The organism is Microbulbifer sp. SAOS-129_SWC (genome assembly GCF_039696035.1).
In the GTDB taxonomy this organism is placed as follows: domain Bacteria; phylum Pseudomonadota; class Gammaproteobacteria; order Pseudomonadales; family Cellvibrionaceae; genus Microbulbifer.
This window is the reverse complement of the sequence record NZ_CP155567.1, coordinates 3,594,396-3,613,514: the sequence shown is the minus strand read 5'-3', so window position 1 is coordinate 3,613,514 and position 19,119 is coordinate 3,594,396. Positions and strand designations below refer to the sequence as shown.

Sequence of the window (19,119 nt, the reverse complement as noted above, 5' to 3'; positions counted from 1 at the left end):
CCGGTGGCATGCCTTTCCCCTCTTAATGCAAATGAGAATGTGTTGCATTAACCTTTGCGGGTGGCTATGATGCGCGCAAAATTCACGAGGGGAATGGATTGTGATCGATAACAAGCGCGTAGTAGCGCGGCGCACCCTGCTGGCCGCCACCCTGATGCTGGCCAATAGTGCCTTCGCTGCGGATTCCAGTGATCGAAGTGACGGCCGCATGGAGAACGTGGCGGTAATTGGCGAGCAGCTGGATTCCTACCTGGTCGGTGAGATGGACACCGCCACCGGCCTGGGGTTGTCCGGCCTGGACACGCCGCAGTCGGTATCCGCCATCAGCCGCGGGCAAATGGATGACTTCGGTCTCAACAACCTCAACGATGCCCTGCAGAGCACCACCGGGGTGCAGGTCGAAAGCGTCGAGACGGACCGCACCTACTACACCGCGCGCGGATTCGATATCACCAACTTCCAGGTCGATGGCGTCGGTCTGCCCGCCGCCTACGGCAATACCAACGGCGTGATCGACACCGCCATCTACGACCGCATCGAAGTCGTGCGGGGGGCCAGCGGCCTGATGTCCGGTGCCGGCAACCCGTCCGCGACCATCAATATGGTGCGCAAGCGCCCGAGTGACGACTTCCAGCTGTCCCTCGGCGCCGGCGCCGGCTCCTGGAACAACAGGCGCCTGGATGCGGATGTCAGCGGCACCATTACCGAGGGCCTGCGCGGCCGCTTCGTCGTCGCCGAAGATCGGGGTGATTCCTATCTCGACAACTACGGCAAGGACACCACTGTCGCCTACGGTGTGGTGGATCGGGATCTGGGCGAATCCACGCGCCTGACCGTCGGCGCCAGCTACCAGTCGAGCAAGGCCGACAGCCCCATGTGGGGCGCACTGCCACTGACCTACAGCGACGGCACCCCGACCGATTACGACGTCTCAGCGAGCACCGCTGCCGACTGGGCCTTCTGGGACACGCGCGAAAAAGCCGTGTTTGCCGAACTCAAGCACAGCTTTGCCAATGGCTGGGAGGCCAAGGCCTACTACACCCGCACCGATACCGACGAAGACAGCCAGTTGCTGTACATGTACTCGCTGCCGGTGCAGGGCACGGAAACCGGGCTGGTCGGCCTGCCCAGCGCATACAGCCTGGACGGCAGCGAAGAGCTGCTGGACCTGCGTATCAGTGGCAACTACCAGCTGTTCGGCCGCGAGCACGAGCTGATGTTCGGCGCCAACCGGGCGGAGAGCAGCATCGACGAATTGTCGCTGTATGCCGCGGAATACACCTACCCGAATGTGCTGAATGTCGGTGACTTCAGCCAGTGGAATGGCACCGCGGTAGCGCGCCCGGTGTTCGATGATGGCGCCACCGGCAGCGATTGGGGCGACACGCAGACAGCACTCTACGCGGCCACCCGCTTCCATCTCAGCGATGCCCTGTCGCTGGTGGGCGGGGCGCGCATGGTGAACTGGAAAGGCGAGGGCGCGGCCTACGGCGAGAGCCAGGCAACCGAAGCCAACGGCAAGGTGCTGCCCTATGCCGGCCTGGTGTATCGGTTTGGCGATAGCTACTCGCTGTACGCCAGCCATACCGAAACCTTCATGCCGCAGCGCGACCTGGATAAAAACCTGCAGCGCCTGGCTCCGTCCGCGGGCAGCAATGACGAACTCGGGGTGAAAGGCGCCTTTGCCGACGGCAAACTCAATGCTTCCCTGGCCGTGTTCCAGGCCGATTACACCAATGTGTCCGAGTCCGCCGGCTTTGACGCCAGCATCGGCAAAACCGTGTACCAGGGGCACGACTACGAAACCCGCGGCTACGAGCTGGAATTAACCGGCGAGCTGGCGCCGGGCCTGCAGGCGAGCGTCGGCTATACCGCGCTGGATATCGAGGAGAACGGCGACGAGGCGCGCACCTTCGTGCCCAAGAATGTTGTGCGCGTGCTGGCGAGCTATCGCCTGCCGATGCTGGAGCAGCTGAAGGTGGGGGCCGGACTCAACTGGCAGGACGATATTGCCCGCGTCGATGGGTACGGCAACAGGATCGAGCAGGACGCCTACGCCACCGTGCGCGCCTTCGCCAATTACCGCGTCGGCGACAAGCTGGACTTTTCCCTCAACGTCAACAACCTGACCGACGAGAAATTCATCAGCAGTCTCTACTGGGATCAGGGTTTCTACGCCGCACCGCGCAACTTCAGTGCTTCGGTCAACTGGCATTACTGAGTAGCGAGTATGCGCACCTTTGCGGGTGGCGGGTTTGATAGGCCCCGCCACCCTTTTTTGTGTTTTCGGGCCGGCAGACCCACGGCCGCGCAGCGAGCAAGTATTGAAAGAGTATGAATAAAGTCCTGTTCAAACTACACGGCTGGATGGCGCTGTTCGCGTTCGTACCGCTGCTGGTGATGTGTGTCAGTGGCAGCATCCTGGTATTCAAGCACGAAATAGACGCGGCGCTGATGCACGATCAGGTGCGGGTGGGCGTCGATGGTCGCGCGCGCCAGTCGCTGGACAGCCTGCTCGGCGATGTGAACCGCAGTTTCCCGGATTACGAAGTCGTCGGCTGGACCCTGTTCCAGGATCCCGGCCGTGCCGACCAGGTGTTTCTCATGCCCCACGGCAGCAGCGACTGGTTCTACACCCTGCTGAATCCCTACAGCGGTGAAATTCTCGCGCAACCGCAAAACCTCACCCACTATTTCACCGACTGGCTGCTGGAACTGCACTATACGTTCCTGCTCGACGATACCGGCCTGGCGATTACCAGTGTCTTCTCGATACTGCTGTGCCTGCTGGGTATCTCCGGCCTGATCCTGTACCGCAAATTCTGGAAAAACTTTTTCACCTTGCGCTGGAATGCGCGGCTGATGGTGTATTTCAGCGATCTGCACAAGATGACTGGCGTGCTTGCATCACCGGTTCTGCTGATCGTCGGCTTTACCGGCGTCTGGTGGAACATCACCCAGCTTGCCTACGAGGTGCGGGAGCACGCCGCCGGTAAGGAACACTACAAAATGGAAAAGCGTCTCTACAGCGATAAGCTATCTCTGCAGGCGCTGTATCAGCGTGCCGGGCAGAGCGTAGACGGGTTCGAGCCGACTTACATCACCATGCCGTGGGAGCCGGGTGTCAACATTACCTTCTGGGGAGATGTGCCGAGCGGCAACCCGCTGCTGAGCCAGTACGCCAGTAGCGTGACTTTCGATGCGCAAAGTGGTGACTTGGTCGCGGCTGCGGACATCCGCGATGCCGGACTGGGGACCAAAATCATCGACAGCTATCGCCGGCTGCACTTCGGCGATTTCGCCGGGCTCGCCAGCCGCGTGCTCTGGTGTGTGGTGGGGCTGAGCCCGCTGCTGTTGTCGGTGACCGGGCTCTACCTGTGGATCCGGCGCCGGGACAAGCGCCGCGCCGCGCGCGCCAAGCGCCGCCGCCTGCAGGCCGCCGCGGCCTAGTGCGCGATGCGGTTAATCTGGTAACGAAAGCGCACCGTCACAGGCTTCCGCGCAAGCGCTGGAATCGCCGCATGGACCACTAGGGAACCTCTGAACAAGTACGTGATGTCTCTGGCTTTCAGAGCGGTTCACAATCAAGGCGCGGCTTCGCAGGAATGTCTAGACCTTTCAAGAAGTCGCAACGCGGAGTGTGAATCGCTCTGAAAGCCCCTCCGGGCGGGCCCTGAAGGCCACAGCTGCTGCGTTGCAGCTCTTGCAAAGGGCTACGGCCATTCGCGGCGAGCTGCGCCTAACATCTGCAGCCTTCAGATCCCGCAGAGACATTACGGACTTGTTCAGAGGTTCCCTAGAGCCCGCGGCGTTCGAGCCGCTCGCCCAGGTGCAGGCCCAGGTAGGCGGTGGCCGCGCGCCGTGCCTCGGCGGCGTCGTCTTCCGTAATGTGGCCGAAGCGGGCGTAGGACAGCGACCACAGCGATTCGCTGATGGTAACGGCCTGCAGGAAACGACTCTCCCACGCCGGCGACGGCGGCAACTCGAAGGCCTGTGCAAAGGCCGCGTGCAGTGTTTGTGCCAGGTGGTGGCTGTTCTCCACCGCCAGTTCACGTACCGCCCAGCTGGCCTTGGGGCCGAACTTTACCTTCTGCAGTGGTTCGTTGGCCGCGAAATAGGCCCGCGTGCGCTCGCAGAACAGACTCACCAGCTCCTGCCAGCTATGCCACTCCTCCGGAGCGGGAGTTACCTCCAGCAGTTCTTTGCAGCCATTGAAATAGCGTTCTGCGAGCGCCGCCACACAGGCATCGCGATTGGGAAAGAAGTGGTAGACGGAGGCGGTGGGTACACCTGCAGCCTCGCTCAGGTCGGCGAGGGTGATGTCGCTGGCTTCCTTTCTCTGCAACAGTGCTTCGAGGGTGTCGAGCAGCTTTTCATATTTCTTGCGGCCGTTTTCACGCTGGGGCTTGCGCGGTTTGGCAGCACTACGCCTGCTCATGCAGAGCGGTTCGGCTTCACTCAATGTATTGCTCCGAATTACTCAGGCGCAGCTTTAGGTAAGCGCGCCGTTTCCCTGTATTACGGGCTTGTCTTTAGGTGACATTTATTATCACGTCAGCGCGGTGGCGCTGCAAGCACACCAGTCCAGAATCGTGAACCGTGTATCGGTCTTGCTGACCGTATGGATCAATATCTATCAAATTAGTCAGGATTAAAACGAATTTAATACTTTGGTATTCCCATGCATGGTGAGCTCCCCGACTCTCCCTGCCTGACCCTCGGCAGCGCCCTGATCAACGTCGGTCGCAAATGGCGCCATGAGATCAACCGCGCTGCAAGTGCACGGCCTTTCCCAGACCATGGTGCTGCCGCTGATCGTGCTGCGCCGCAACGGCGGCACCGTGCGCCAGGGCCGAGGCCTTCGAGGAAATTCTCGCCGCTGTGCGCCTGCGCATTACCGCCGGCATCGACCCCGCCGATCTGACTGCCACCATGCGCGTGCTGGAAGCGCTGCTCGCCGCGATGGCAGGCGACGACAGCGACGCCTGAGGGAGTGCCCGGGTTCAACCTGATCTTTTCCCTGCGCCCCCGACTGGCTATTCGCCCCCTGGGCCTTTGCCGCCGCCTGCCTGGCACTGCTGCTGCGGGACCGGCCGACGTGCGGCCTGGTCACCGGGCGCAGTGGGTTGTTACCGCGCTCGTGATCGGCCCCGCGACGACCCGCGCAGGGCCGCCCGGTTAACTGCGCCGACTAGTGGTAGTGCAGCTCGGTGGCCTTGCCGTGGAAGACCCGGTAGGAAAAGATGGTGTACAGCAGGATCACCGGCACCACGATGACGGCGCCGACCAGAATAAAACGCAGGGATTCCGGCGCACTGGCCGCCTGCCAGATGGTCAGCTTGCCCGGCACAATCTCCGGATAAAAACTGAATGCCAGGCCGAAGAAGCACAACAGGAACACCAGCAGCACATTGACGAAGGGTATCCAGCAGTGGCGGTCGTCCACCTTGGGCAGGCGGCGCAGCAGGATCTCATTGGCGGCGAAGGCGAGGAAGCACAGCATCGGGATCAGCAGCACGAACATCACCAGCGGAAAGGTAAACCAGCGATCGAAGACCCCCGGGTTCACCAGCGGGTTGACCAGCGACACTGCCAGCACACCGACAAACGCCGCGCGCCCGGCGCGCCGGGTCCAGCGCACTGCCCGTTCCTGCAGTGAGTGTTCCGTTTTCATGATCAGCCAGGCCGCGCCGATATAGCTGTAGGCCGCGGTCACGCCGATGGCGCTCAGTATCGCGAACAGCTGTGCAGCCCAGCCGGACTGAAAGCCCATGACGTACTGGCCGAGCATATAGCCCTGGGTCAGGCTGGTGAGCAGCGAGCCGGCCTTGAAGGTCCTGTCCCAGGCCAGCTTGTGGTCCACCCCGGCCTTGGCGCGGAAATCGAATGCTACCCCGCGCATGATCAGGCCGGTCAGCATGATCGCGGTGGGAAGATACAGATGCATCAGCACCATGCTGTGGGCCGTGGGAAAGGCGATCAGCAGCAGGCCGATGGCCAGTACCAGCCAGGTTTCGTTGGCATCCCAGAAGGGGCCGATGGAGGCGATCATGGTATCGCGCTGGGCTTCGTCATCCGCGCCCATTGGCAGCAGGATACCCACGCCCAGGTCGTAGCCGTCGAGGATCGCGTAGGCGAGCACCGCCAGCCCCATCAGGCCGATAAACACGACCGGCAACCAGTCTGTGGAATGAGCGATTGCGTTCACGCGTTACCTCCTTGTTCGATTCTGACTTGCTCGATTCTGGAAGAGGGCAGGTTGGTCAGGCTGCCGTCGGCGGCCGGTTCTGCCGTTTCGAATTCCTCCACCTCGACCGACTTCAGCGCCATGACCTTGAGGGTGTGGATATAGGCCCACATCAGTACGGCGTAGACGGTCAGGTACAGGGCCAGTGACAGGCCCACATGGCCGGGCATTACCGGGGTCACTGCGTCGGCGGTTTTCAGTACGCCGGTGACCAGCCACGGTTGCCGGCCGACCTCGGTCACGTACCAGCCGGCGAGGATCGCCCCCCAGCCGGAAAACGTCATTCCCACCACCACTTTCAACAGCCAGCGCGGCAGTTCGCCGCGGGTCCTGCGCAGCTGGTAACAGCCGGTCCAGGCCACCAGCAACATCAGTACGCCGATGCCGACCATAATGCGGAAACCGAAAAACAGGGGCTTCACCGGTGGGTGGTCGCCCGCGAATTCACTCAGCCCTTTGATCTCGCCATCGATATCGTGGGTCAGGATCAGGCTCGCCATATTCGGCAGCCCTACGGCCAGGTGATTGGTTTTCTGTTCCTCGTCAGGAATCGCAAACAGCAGCAGCGGTGCGCCCTTTTCGGTGTGCCAGACGCCTTCCATCGCGGCGATTTTCTGCGGCTGGTGTTCGAGGGTATTGAGGCCGTGCAGGTCGCCGACAAACATCTGCAGCGGCGCCAGCACCGCGGCGACGACCAGCCCGGTCTTCAGTGCCAGGCGCGGCGCCTGTTTGGTGTCGCCTTTGAGGATGCGGTAGGCGGACAGGCCGGCGACGAAGAAGGACGCCGTCAGCCCCGAGGCCAGCAGCATATGCCCGAGGCGGTAGGGGAAAGACGGATTGAAAATAATCGCCAGCCAGTCGGTCGGGTGCACCACGCCATCGATGATTTTGTAGCCCGCCGGGGTCTGCATCCAGGAGTTCAGTGCGAGGATCCAGAAGGCCGACAGCGTGGTGCCGATGGCAACGATCAGCGCCGATACCGTGTGTACCTTGCTCGGCACCCGCTTGATGCCAAACAGCATGATGCCGAGGAAGGTGGCCTCGAGGAAAAAGGCGGTAAGGACTTCGTAACCGAGCAGTGGCCCGGCCACATTGCCGACCCTTTCCATATAGCCCGGCCAGTTGGTGCCGAACTGGAACGACATGGTGATACCGCTGACGACGCCGAGGGCGAAGGTCAGCGCGAACACCTTGACCCAGAAACGGTAGGCGCGCATCCACACCGGATTCTGGGTGATGTCGTAGCGCAGTTTGAAGAAAAACACAATCCAGCACAGGGCGATGGTGATGGAGGGAAACAGGATATGAAAGCTGATATTGGCTGCGAACTGCATCCTCGACAGTATCAGTGTATCCAGCATGGTGACCTCGATTGTTGAACGCAAATCCTTTGTCGGACGCCGGGCAGGGCCCGGACATCACGGCGTCCCGTGCCGGGACGCAGTACTACTTGTCGGTGGCTTTGGGCTTGGCCCGGCCACCCTTCAGCGCCAGCAGCTTGCTGACGCCGGAGCCCAGTTTCATCAGTTTGAGCAAATCTTTCTGGTCCAGCCCACTCAGCGTGTTGGCGAATTGATCGAGCATCTCCAGCAGGCTGTAGACCTCGCGCATGCGCGCCTGGGCGTCGGCCTCCTGTTCATCCTGAGGCTCGTTGAGCAGCAGCTGGCGCAGCAGCGTCAGGGTCGGATCCAGCTCGCGCTTGCGGCGCTCCTCGAACACGGTGCGCGCCAGGTCCCAGATGGAGCCGGCCGCGGTGAAGTAATCCTTGCGGTCGCCGGGCAGGTGGTGCAGCTCCACCAGCCGCCAGGCCTGCAGTTCCTTCAGCCCCATGCTCACATTGCCGCGGCTGATCTTGAGTGCCTGCGCCAGCTGGTCGGCATTGAGCGGTTCGGAATGGATGGTGAGCAGTGCGAACATCTGCCCCACGGTGCGGTTGAAGCCCCAGCGGCTGCCCATCTCGCCAAAATGCAGTACGAAGGCCTGAGCCTGGTCGGAGAGTTTCATTCTTTTATGAACTTTCAGAAATTTCTGAAAATTGTAAACATTAATGGCGCGAAGTCAATTGAAATCCGGACGGGGGAGCTTGGGGGTGGGGATTTGCAGGCGAAATAACGGCTGTCAGTTGCGCTGGCGCTTATTCCGGCAAGCGGGTCAGCGCCGCGTCGTGCCAGTCATCGGGCACGATAAAGCCGCGACTGACCTCCCGACCATTCTGTTGCGCGGCGACACAGAGGGGGCCGCGCTGCTCGTCTGCGCCGAGCCTGTCCGCCAGGGCTGTGGCGCTGGCGCTGTCGTCAACGCCGTAGCCGCGATCTGCCAGCCACGCGCGCTTGGGCAATCGGCTCCAGCGGAAGGGCCGATCGGCAAAATGGAAGCGGAATTCATCGGCGCACGCCCACCAGTAGTGGCAGCTGTGTGGATTGATCCCGGCGTGCAGGGGCATTGCCCCGTGGTCGACAGGGCGGAACAGGCGCCCCGGCATGCGCGCCCACTGGCGGTCGATACGGATGTTGTGCTGCTGCAGCAGCGCCCGCGCGGCGGGCTGGCGGATCAGCGGTAGCTGGTGCTCGCGCATGCGCGCCAGCTTGATATCCAGGCGGTCGCGCAGCCCCGGCCCGACCCAGTAGCCGCTATCCACCTCCAGGTAGAACTTGACCGCGATTTCCCAGTGCTCGGTGCAGCGGTCCGGCAGGTAGGTGGTGACAAAGTCCAGTTCGCCCAGGGTGCGGCCGTCGGCGCGCAGCGGCAGGTTGCGCTGCTGCAGCTGGTAATCCGGGTGGTGGGTGAAGGCGAAAGCCCACAGGTTTTCAAAATAGACCCCGAGCCGCGACACCGGCCCGTGCGCGTCGGCGCGTTGCAGCTCGGCGTCGAGCGTGTCCGCCAGCTGCGCGCGGGTGTCCGCCTGGGCGAAATAGCCCGCCAGTGCCGCGCGGCGCTGTGGCGGCAGCCACGGCAGGCCGCCGCCGCGGGCGATATCTTCCGCCCCCAGTGCCCACAGCAGGTTTTCCCAGTGATCTGCTACTGGCATCAATCAGTCCAGCTTCTCGATATAGGCGCGCAGGCGTTCGGGGTCGGCGATGGTGACGCTGCCGTAGTGAATGTCCACCAGCCCGCGGGCCTCGATATTTTTCAGGACCCGATGCACCCCCTGGCGGGTCATGCCCATCATATTGGCCAGCAGTTCCCGGGTCAGCCGGAACTGCACCGGCTTGCCATCACCCGGCTGGCCGTGCATCTGCGCCAGAAACAGCAGCCGGCGGCCGATACGCGCCTCGGTGCCGCGCAGGGCGTCGTCCTGGATGATCGACATGGCGGCCCACAACCGGCGGCTGACCAAGTCCAGTGCCACCGGATAGGCCTCGGGAAAGTCGGCCAGCACCCGGCGGCAGGCGTCGCCCGGGATATCCACAATCAGGCAGGCGTCGTGCGCCGTGGCGCCGAACACCCGCGGTAACCCCGGGGAAAAAACCGTGTCGCCGAACCAGGCACCGGCCCCCAGGATCGCCAGGATCGCCTCGCGGCCGCCGGCATTGCTCGAACAGATCCGCACCTGTCCCTCGGCAACGATGGACAGCTGGCTCTGCTGGGCGCCCTGCAGGTAGATGACCTCGCCGGCCGCATAGCGCTGGGCGCGTGCCAGCGATGCCAGCGATTCAATCGCGCGCTCGGGCAGGCCGGCCAGCAGCGGGCAGGCGGTGAGTGTCGGCATGGAATCGATCATGAGCCAAGTGTAAACGAGTTGACAGTATCGCAGCGATGGGCGCTTCTACAATCGATAGTCGGTGATAACGATCAGTTCGTAAAACAAGAGAAATAACAAGAGAGAAAACCATGCAGACACAACCGAGCGCCGCGCCGTCCCTGCAGGGCAAAGTCAGCGATAGCGAGTGGCAGCTGCGGGTCGACCTGGCCGCGGCCTACCGCCTGATCGCCCACTACGGCTGGGACGATATGATTTTTACCCACCTGTCGGTGCGTATCCCGGGTCCGGAACACCATTTCCTGATCAACCCGTTCGGGGCGCTGTTCGAAGAGATTACCGCGTCGAGCCTGGTCAAGATCGATGCGGACGGCAACAAGATAGACGACACCCCCTTGCCGGTAAACCCGGCCGGTTTCACCATCCACAGCGCCATACACGAAGCGCGCGCGGATGCCCACTGCGTGATGCATACGCACACGGTCGCGGGGGTCGCGGTGGCAGCCCACAGCGAGGGGCTGTTGCCACTTTCGCAGCAGTCGCTGTTTCCGCTGTCGAGCCTCGCCTACCACGATTATGAAGGTATCGCCGTACGCGAAGACGAGAAGGCGCGCCTGGTGGCAGATCTCGGCTCGGCGCATTTCATGATCCTGCGCAACCACGGCCTGCTCACCTGCGCCGCGACGGTCGCGGATGCCTTCCTGTTTATGTTTGTGATGCAGCGCGCCTGCGAAATCCAGGTCGCCGCGCTGGCGGGCGACCGGCCGCTGACACCGGTGCCACAGCCGATCATCGACAAGATCCAGTCCGAGGGTGACAAGGTCACCAGCAACCAGGGCGGCCTGCTGGCGTGGCCCGGCCTGCTGCGCAAGCTCGACCGCATCGACCGCAGTTACCGCGATTGAGGAGAGATCCATGCAAGACCATAGTGAACCGCAGGCGCAGTTTTCCCATATGGAAAACGGCAGCGCAGAAGACTGGAAAATCATCGCTGGCGCTTTTGGTGAGTATGCGCAGCACTTGCCGGACCGGATCATCGCCCACCTCAAACTGCTCGAGGGGGATTGTGGCGGCTTCCCGGTGGACCGCCTGACACACTGCCTGCAGACGGCCACGCTAGCCCATCGCGATGGCCGCGACGAAGAGTATGTGATCTGCGCATTGCTGCACGATATTGGCGACACACTGGGTACCTACAACCACGCCGATGTGGCCGCCGTATTACTGGAGCCCTTCGTCAGCGAGGAAAACCACTGGATGATCAAGCATCACGCCATTTTCCAGGGGTATTACTTTTTCCAGTACCTCGGCATGGACCGCAACCTGCGCGAACAGTATCGGGATCACGCCGGTTACGCGCGCACGCTGGAGTTCGTGACCAAGTACGATGCGCCCGCGTTTGATGCCGATGCCGAAACCCTGCCGCTGGAATTCTTCGAGCCGATGTTACGGCGGGTATTCGCGCAGCCGCGTAAATCGCTGTACCAGGAGGCCATCGCCGCCGAGACCTGAATCAACTGCGCCAATGCACGCGGTGCGCACTACTTGCAGTGCAGGCCGCCGCTGCGGGCGCTATCGTCCGCCCCCCGGCAGCCTTTGCCAGTGAACGCAGCGTGCTACCCGATATCCGCGGTTTCCGCTTCGACCGCTTGGCGCTTGTGCGGGGTGAGAATGTCCGCACACGGCAGGCTGATGCCAGCGATATGCGACAGCATTTCATCCCGCGTGCTGCTATCCAGCTTGTGCAGCCCCAGTTGTTGGGCCCGGACTGCGATCTTCTGCCAGAACGCCGGCAGCGAATCGTCGCTCCCGGTTAACAGCCGGTAGTGATAGTCGCGCTGTTCGGGTTCGGCGCTGCACAGGGATTCGAGCCAGAATGTCAGGAATATGTATTGCTGTAGCTGCTGGGAATTTTCCGTTACGCGGGGCCGCAGCCCCTTGATCAGCGTGATGGCATTGTGGATGCGGATCATGGTGCGCGCATTGTGAATGTTGAAGTCGCCCACACAGCGGGCAAACCATTCCAGTTCCTGTTGGCTACTGTGCAGATACTCGCTTGGCTCTTCGTCTTCTTCGGCCGTGTAGGAGCCCAGTGACGCCTGCGGACGGAACAGGAATGACAGCCCGGAATCGTCCTCCTCCCGGGTGATCCCCGCGTTGATCTCCAGCGGGTTGCCGGGCAGTGATTTAAACGCGGGGAAGAGTCGCTTGCAGATAAAATTCTCACGCGCCGATGCGTCCGGCTCGTCCAGGGAAATGGTGACCTGCAATATCTTGCCCAGGTATTTTCTCGCCAGCTGCAGGGCGTCGGCGTCGCTGAGATCCTTACGCTGCTTCTGGTAGCGGTTCGCCACTGCCTCCATCAGCACCTGGTCATCGACGGCGAGTATGACCAGTAGATTCTCCAGGTCCACGACCAGCTGTACCGCCTCCAGGACCTGGATGATTTTTTCACTGGAGCAGCGATCCAGGTCGTCAATGGCGAGCAAAAATTTGTGTGGGCGTCGGGAGCTTTTTTGTGTTCGGCCAATCTGGGCGAGCAGCCAGCGATAGGGGTGCACCAGCAAAAAATGCGAGAGCCGGAAGTCGTAGGCTTTGATCAGGGTGCCGAGCTGGCGGCGGATATTGTCGCTGAGGCCGATATGACTGCTGAAATCCGGCCGCCGCGATAATTCACGCAGCTTACTCACGAACGGGTTGTTGAAGGCCTTCTGCAGGAAAGGTAGCAGCGCGGTAAGAGTGGCGATGAAGGAAAATCCCATCGTCTTCCTGTCGAAAGACTTAAATTTTTCCATAGAGAGCTTGTCGACGGAAAAGAAGCCGATGTCAATGCCAAACAGGCTGGTCCAGAGCATCAGCGATGCCAGCGCCAGGTAGAGAAGCGTCGCCATCTTGCGTTCCAGCAGATGGCTTTTGATCCCCAGCCAGACTTGCGCGGGGTAGCTGCGCCGCTGGTACAGTTCCTCGGCCATGGACTTGGCAATGGAGGCTGCCATATTCTGGCTGTGTTCGTTTTGCCAGGCATTGAACAGTATCGTCGAGCAGTAGCGGTCATCCCGGTAGCGCTGCCGCAACAGTTCAATCACCGAGCTCTTGCCGCTGCCCCACTGACCGAACAGGGCGATGGTCATGTGCTTCTTGATATCGCGGTCGATAATGCCCTTGAGGATGGTGACCAGGCGCCCGCGACCGAGCAGGTCGACCTTGGCGGCCTTGTCGTCGATCGGGTTGGCGAGGCCGGGGCCGCGGTTGTCTGTTTCGCGTGTGCCTGTGTCCGGGGCCTCAGGCTTTTCCTGCTGGCGCCGGCGCGCGGATTCCTCTGCCGCGTACCGCTCCCTGTTTTGCCGTTCCTTTTCGTCGAGGTCTGCTGCGGCGCGCTTTGTATTCAGTTCTTCAACTCTATCCCCGAAGACGATATTACTACTGCTTTCGTTGCTCATGGCGGCACTTCCCTGTCGTTATTGTTTTGTAGAGGTACTTCCTGTGTCCTGGCGGCTGAGTTTACCCCAGCGCGGGGGTGGAATCATCAGGGGGATGGGAGGTTACCACTTGAAACGGAAGCCGAATTCCAGCCCGCCGCCGCTGCTGTCGCCGAAATTCTCCAGGCTGGTGGAAACATTCAGCTCGCCGTACACGGAACAGTTGTCTCCGCACTCGTCGTAGGTGGCGCCGAACGCCAGCTCTCCGCGCCAGTCGTCCTCCTGCTGATACACGGTGGCGCCGGACACCGTGGCCCGGGTTTGCTCGCCGAAGTTGTAGAGCACACTCGGGGTGAGGTAGAAGTCGACCCGCTGTAGCGGCAGGCTGCCGTACATATTGCGGCTGGACTTGCGCCCGCTCATACGTCGGTCGAAGGTGGCACCGAGGCGCAGGCGCCAGGCGTCGTTATCGATATCGGTAACGCGCACATTGTATACGTCGAGGAGGTCGTCGGAATTTTCATTGCTGTACATCAGCTGCGCTTGCGGAGTGACGCTGTAGTAATCGCAGATCTTGAAGCTGCGCCCGCCCTCGACGGACAGCGCATAGCCCAGTGCCGCCCGCGACTGCGGAAGCCGGCGCAGGTCGAAGGCATTGAAGTCGCTGTCGAACCAGTTGAGGTGCGCCTGGGTATCCAGGTAGCTGCCGTCGCGGCCGTACCAGGTCAGGTATCCACTGACACCGTACTGTTCGATATCAATATTGCCATCCCCGAAAAAAGACCCCACCGTGTTGTCTGAATTACCGTATTCCAGCGCCACGCTGGCAATCGGCCGTGTACCGCGCACGGTGAAACCGAGTGGCGCATCGATACCCAATTGCAGCCGGTAAGCGTTCTGCCGCCAGCGGCTGCTGGTGGTGGAAAACTCGGGGTCCTGTTCGTCGTAGCGCCCTCCGAGTTTTATCCACACACCGCCGCCATCGATGGTCTGCTCGACAGATGAGGGATAGTCACAGTTGCCCAGATCCTTGTAGCTGGAACCCACCCAAAAGCGGTTGCCGACGCGCTGGCGCAGGGTTTCGGGCTGGTTCAGCGCGCGTAGCAGCTGTGGATAAGTTTCGTAGAGAACGGTGGCGGGCTGCCAGCGAATTACATCGCCACCGCCGAACTCGGCGGCATTGACGCTCGAGCGCAGGTACCAGTTGCCGTCTTGCGGATCGCTGACGCCATTGTGGTGCAGGGTATAGGCGTAGGCGCCACCGACGATGGCCTGGCGCCGGTCCCGGGTGGTGAAATCCCCGTCCAGCACGAAGGTATCCTCCGGTGAGGCTCCACCGATTTCGATCAGCTTGATACCGTCGCCGGTGGTTTCGGCACCGATGCCGCCGCGATTGGCCACGCGCACCAGCGTCTGCCCGCTGACATCGCCGGTAATGGTGAGCAGGTCCGCCGGTGCGCCGTCGCCATCGAGGCGTGCGTCCAGCCACAGCCGGCCACCCTTGCCGATATAGTCACCGAAATTGCCGTCAGTATCCCGGGCAATGTTCAGCGTGCCGAAGCGCTTGTTGTCCATGTCGAGGGTGCCGGCATTGGCTACGTTGCCGGTGATTACGAATTGTCCCTGGCGGATCTGCACCCAGCCGCCGAACAGGATATCCAGCCCCAGATCATTGCCGTCCGGGTCCTTGCCGCCACCGACCGCCAGGGTGTGGGTAAAGATCATCTTGGAACTGCCCCAGATAACGATCCGCTCCCAGTTGCGCAGCAGGCGCCCGTCGACCTCGTTGTCGAGCAGGAACGTGAGAGTATCGATATATCCGTCGCCCGCGCTGAGGTCGTCGCCGCCGTCCAGAATCGAGGTGCCATCATAGGCAAACGCATCGATGCGCAGGGTGTCGGATCCGCTGCCGCCGCGGATATCAAAGGCCAGCCCCTCGCCCCAGCGAATGTTGTCATCGCCGGCGCCGGCATCCAGGAAATCGAAGACAAAGCCGCCATTGAGCAGAATGTTATCGTCACCGTCCCCTGCGCTGAGGGTAAAGGTGAGTCCGTCGAGAATATTGATGGTGTCGTTGCCGCTGCCGGCATCGATACCGCCACTGTCGAGCCCGCCGATATCACTGAAGCGATCGTTCAGGGTGATGGTATCCGCACCACTGCCGCCACGCACAAAGTTCTCTATGGTGGCGCCGGTGATATTGATCGTGTCGGCACCGCTGCCGCCATCCACGTTGCCGATATCACCGCCGTTCAGTTCCAGTGTGTCATTGCCGCCGAGCGCATTGACATCGGCACCCTCGGCATCGTTGTCGTCGTCACAGGTGATGGTATCGGGGCCGGCGGTGCCGGTGTTGCCGGGCGTGCAGCTGGCCCGGGCCACTTCTCCATGCAGCGCAAATATCGCCGCTGCCGACAGGCCCAGGAGCAGCCAGATGGAAGGGCGGCCAGTGTTGGCGCGGCGGTTGGAATGTTCTGCTGACTTTGTGCCCACAATTTTTCCTGAAGGTTGGCGTGGCTGCGTTCTCGAGCGCGCTGACCTGCCGGTATCGGGTCGACAACTGTCTTTCTTATCTGGCATTCACCGTCTTTGGCCAACGGCTGCGAGTCGGGGTGCGCCCGCTCAGAATCGGTAACCGATGCTCAGGTTGAGCATCCACGGGTCGTAATCGACTTTGGCCCGCAAATGGTCATAGCCGAGTTCGGTCGGGAAGGTGATACGGGTATTGGTATCCGAGTCGAGATAGAGCACGGCGACATTGGCGAGCCAGGGTGTGCTGCGGCTGTAGGTGAAATCCACACCCACCTGTGCCGCCCAGCCCCAGGAGTAGCCCATATTGAAATCGGCCGGGCCCGTGGAGACGTCGCTGTCGATCAGGAACCTGTTGAAATCATGGCTCAGCTGCATATCGCGAAAATCGGTGTAATTGACCCCGACCCCGAAATAGGGGCGGCCGAGACAGTCGGGCTGCAGCGGATACCAATTAATGAAGGCATTGGAGGTGGTGACTTCGAATTTGCCCAGCTCGATCAGGTCGCGTCCGGGGATGCCGGTAAAGCGCGACAGTTGTATATCGTACTGGGCGTTGAAAATATGCATCAACTCAAAGCCCCAGTGATCCATCGGCTGCCAGGCCACGGACAGGTTCCAGGTGGTGTCACTGTCGAAATCCCACCGGGTGCGGAACAGGTCCCAGTTCTGCAGAATGGGATACTGCAGAGACGTCGCGTCGCCGCGCGGATGTATATAGGTGCCCCCGGCCCGCACGATAAGGTTACCCCAATCAACCTCTCGCCAACTCTGCTGGGCTTGTGCGAACAGCGGCATCAACGCCGTGACGGCCATCGTTAGGCGAATCAGTTTCATGGCAGGCTCCATCTGCATTTATTGTCCGGCGCGGCAATTATTTCCCGATGCGTCAAAAGGTTGTAATAGACGCCGACGACGGTGTGCGTACTGATATGAAGTAACAATAAAAAATAGCAGCCCGGCGACATTTCGCCGCGTAATTTCGCGGTGGTGGGGAAGGGAAGCGCGCCTGGCCGATGAGTGTCGGCTGATCCTGCCCGGAGCTGGTTGAATGGTGCATGGATGCCATCTGCGGCAGCCGTGGCCAGCGCGATAAATTGGCGCCTCAATAGAGGTATTGTCACAAACCATATCTGATCAAAAAATATACAATAACTAGTCTTGTAAATAGGGCAGGGGTGTTCCCGCCGGTACAGGAAGCATGCTTCCCGCGCCGTTTAGTCACAGGGGATTGCTGTGGCTGTGCACCGATGCCCTGATCGGCCACTTCTGATCCGGATCACAGGTTGCCCCTGGCATTGTCTGGCGCGCAGGTTGCGACTGCGGGCCGGGCTGGTAACGCATTGTCAATTGAAGATGGATTGAGGAGATTTCCTGTGAAAAGGTTGGGGAAAGGCGGCTGTGCGCCCGCGTTAACGTCGCTATTGCTTGTTCCGGTCTGCATCATGGCACTGAGTAGCGGTGCTCGTGCGGAGGGACAAATTCAAGATGCCATTGCCCTGAAACTACTGGGCAAAAACGTCTTTTTTGATAAGCGGTTGTCGAGTCCCTCGGGGATGGGCTGTGTCTCGTGTCACGAGCCTACCAAGGGCGGCACGTTCCCGGGGCTGGAAACCAACCTGCACCAGGTTGCCATTACCGGGGCCGATATTACCCAGGTCGGCCGGCGCCGGCCGCAGACCAATACCTATGCGAGTTTCTCACCACCATTTTTTGCGGATTGTCCCGACGGCATTCCCGGGTTTTGCGGCGGCAATTTCTGGGATGGACGCGCACAGGGGCGACCGCCGGCTACCGACGGTACCCTGCCGGTTCCGCCGCTGGCCGCGCCTCACCTGGATAGCGAAGTATTCTTCGATATCGTGAACCCCAATGTACTGAGCTACAGCCAGTATATTTCGCCGATTTCAGATCAGGCCCTGAACCCGTTCATCGAACACACCGAGCAGAACCTCCCCAGCCGCGCGGCGCTCTGCGACCTGGTGGCGTCCGCGGATTACGCATGGTTGTTCCAGCTGGCCTGGGGCGAGGCCATCAACTGTGGCAGCGGTACGGCAACCGGCAGTGATTCCTTTGCCGATATCAGCTACAAGCGGATCGCCATGGCGGTGGGCGCCTATCAGCACTCCCCGGATATCAATCGCTTCGACTCCAAGCGCGATATTGCCATCCGTTCGGAGCTTGCCTGTATCGACCAGCAATACAGTAGTTACTACAACCCGACGGTGTGCTTTAAAGTGCGGAGAATGCGCTACACCAATCCCGACAAGGAATACGGCAAGTTCCCGCTGGTGAGTTTCACGGACCAGGAGAACCTGGGCCACGACCTGTTCTACAACGTGGACCTGCCCTTTATTCCCGGTGACCAGCGCGCCAACAAGAACCTGCCCGCGGCCCAGTGCTCTTTCTGCCACAGCGACCACCCGGCAACCGACGATGGCAGCGAGCCACTGCAGATCTACGCCGACCAGGCCTATCACAACCTCGGCGTGCCGCCGAATCCGCAAATTCCGAAACTGACTGGACTCGATACCGGCTTGATACTGCACCTGGGCAGCGCATTGTTCCCAGTACCGGACGGCGATCTCGAGGATGGATTCTTCCGCACGCCGACGATACGCAATACCGGCAAGGGTGCCGGCAATGGCTTCGTCAAAGCCTATATGCACAACGGCTACTTCAAGAGCCTCGCCAGCGTGGTGCACTTCTACAACACCCGCAGCGTATTGCCCGACTGTGAAGATCTTATCGGGCAGCCAGACGGTATTCCCCCGGGTACCCCTCTCACCGAGGAGGTGGCCCTGGCGCATAACTGCTGGCCGATAGCGGAGTTCCCGGTCAACCAGACCATCACCGGGCTGGTCGGTGGCCTGAATATGACGGCGAATCAGGAGGCGGCGTTGGTGGCCTATATGCAGACGCTGTCGGATCAGGGCTCGGCCAGGCCTCCGGTACTGGTCGATGGCACGCAGGAGGAAAAGGGCCTGATCATGGACCTCTACTCCCACCTCTGCCCCGAGGAGGTCGAGTTCGTCACTTCGCCCAGTCCCGGTTACTACGACCGCACGGCATTCCACGGCTGTGTGACCCTGCTGGACCTGGTCGAGGCCATGGGCGAGGACGACTGGGTCATGGGGCCTGAAAGCTTCTAGTCACCCTTTGACGAGGCAAGCACAAATCAGCAAATGCCCCACCGACGTGGGGCATTTTTTTTAAGGGCACGG

General features: G+C 61.3%; 14 protein-coding genes. 5 read left to right on the top strand and 9 right to left on the bottom strand.

The features are described from left to right. Window positions 1-100 precede the first annotated feature (100 nt). Window positions 101-2,221: a TonB-dependent siderophore receptor gene (locus ABDK11_RS15585; RefSeq protein WP_346837436.1), complete on the top strand. Its 2,121-nt coding sequence runs from the start codon at window positions 101-103 to the stop codon at window positions 2,219-2,221. A gap of 113 nt (window positions 2,222-2,334) precedes the next feature. After that, a complete protein-coding gene (locus ABDK11_RS15580; protein ID WP_346837435.1) occupies window positions 2,335-3,450 on the top strand; it encodes a PepSY-associated TM helix domain-containing protein in 1,116 nt (371 codons plus the stop codon). Between the two features lie 346 nt (window positions 3,451-3,796). Here the strand turns inward: ABDK11_RS15580 and ABDK11_RS15575 are convergent, their stop codons facing one another. The 6 genes from ABDK11_RS15575 to ABDK11_RS15550 form a co-directional block, all read right to left on the bottom strand. Continuing rightward, window positions 3,797-4,438 carry a TetR/AcrR family transcriptional regulator gene (locus tag ABDK11_RS15575; protein ID WP_346837434.1) on the bottom strand — a complete coding sequence of 214 codons (642 nt, stop codon included), beginning with the start codon at window positions 4,436-4,438 and terminating at the stop codon, window positions 3,797-3,799. A gap of 753 nt (window positions 4,439-5,191) precedes the next feature. Next, a complete protein-coding gene (locus tag ABDK11_RS15570) occupies window positions 5,192-6,208 on the bottom strand; it encodes a cytochrome d ubiquinol oxidase subunit II (protein WP_346837433.1) in 1,017 nt (338 codons plus the stop codon). Continuing rightward, window positions 6,205-7,608 carry a cytochrome ubiquinol oxidase subunit I gene (locus ABDK11_RS15565; RefSeq protein ID WP_346837432.1) on the bottom strand — a complete coding sequence of 468 codons (1,404 nt, stop codon included), beginning with the start codon at window positions 7,606-7,608 and terminating at the stop codon, window positions 6,205-6,207. The genes ABDK11_RS15570 and ABDK11_RS15565 overlap by 4 nt, the downstream gene beginning before the upstream one ends. Window positions 7,609-7,693: 85 nt before the next feature. Next, window positions 7,694-8,251 carry a MarR family transcriptional regulator gene (locus ABDK11_RS15560; protein WP_346837431.1) on the bottom strand — a complete coding sequence of 186 codons (558 nt, stop codon included), beginning with the start codon at window positions 8,249-8,251 and terminating at the stop codon, window positions 7,694-7,696. Between the two features lie 130 nt (window positions 8,252-8,381). Next, window positions 8,382-9,275: a DUF1853 family protein gene (locus tag ABDK11_RS15555; RefSeq protein ID WP_346837430.1), complete on the bottom strand. Its 894-nt coding sequence runs from the start codon at window positions 9,273-9,275 to the stop codon at window positions 8,382-8,384. Between the two features lie 3 nt (window positions 9,276-9,278). Then, on the bottom strand, window positions 9,279-9,956 hold the full coding sequence (locus tag ABDK11_RS15550) for a Crp/Fnr family transcriptional regulator (protein ID WP_346837429.1): 678 nt from the start codon (window positions 9,954-9,956) through the stop codon (window positions 9,279-9,281). 122 nt (window positions 9,957-10,078) lie between these two features. Here ABDK11_RS15550 and ABDK11_RS15545 point away from each other — a divergent pair, with 122 nt between their 5' ends. Both ABDK11_RS15545 and ABDK11_RS15540 read left to right on the top strand, forming a co-directional pair. After that, window positions 10,079-10,852, top strand: coding sequence for a class II aldolase/adducin family protein (locus ABDK11_RS15545; protein ID WP_346837428.1), 774 nt, complete (start codon window positions 10,079-10,081; stop codon window positions 10,850-10,852). Window positions 10,853-10,862: 10 nt separating this feature from the next. After that, window positions 10,863-11,459 (top strand): HD domain-containing protein, encoded by a 597-nt coding sequence (locus ABDK11_RS15540; RefSeq protein ID WP_346837427.1) that lies wholly within the window; start codon window positions 10,863-10,865, stop codon window positions 11,457-11,459. Window positions 11,460-11,563: 104 nt separating this feature from the next. On the opposite strand, the gene ABDK11_RS15535 is transcribed toward ABDK11_RS15540, so the two are convergent. From ABDK11_RS15535 to ABDK11_RS15525, 3 genes are all read right to left on the bottom strand, one after another. Continuing rightward, window positions 11,564-13,387: a P-loop NTPase fold protein gene (locus tag ABDK11_RS15535; protein ID WP_346837426.1), complete on the bottom strand. Its 1,824-nt coding sequence runs from the start codon at window positions 13,385-13,387 to the stop codon at window positions 11,564-11,566. A 102-nt stretch (window positions 13,388-13,489) separates the two neighbouring features. After that, window positions 13,490-15,859, bottom strand: a complete 2,370-nt coding sequence (locus ABDK11_RS15530; protein ID WP_346837425.1) for an autotransporter outer membrane beta-barrel domain-containing protein — start codon at window positions 15,857-15,859, stop codon at window positions 13,490-13,492. A 129-nt stretch (window positions 15,860-15,988) separates the two neighbouring features. Then, the gene (locus ABDK11_RS15525; protein ID WP_346837424.1) at window positions 15,989-16,732 is read right to left on the bottom strand and encodes an OmpW family outer membrane protein; all 744 of its coding nucleotides are present in this window, start codon (window positions 16,730-16,732) and stop codon (window positions 15,989-15,991) included. 608 nt (window positions 16,733-17,340) lie between these two features. On the opposite strand from ABDK11_RS15525, the gene ABDK11_RS15520 reads away from it, so the two are divergent. After that, window positions 17,341-19,047, top strand: coding sequence for a cytochrome c peroxidase (locus ABDK11_RS15520; RefSeq protein WP_346837423.1), 1,707 nt, complete (start codon window positions 17,341-17,343; stop codon window positions 19,045-19,047). The last annotated feature ends 72 nt before the right edge of the window (window positions 19,048-19,119 follow it).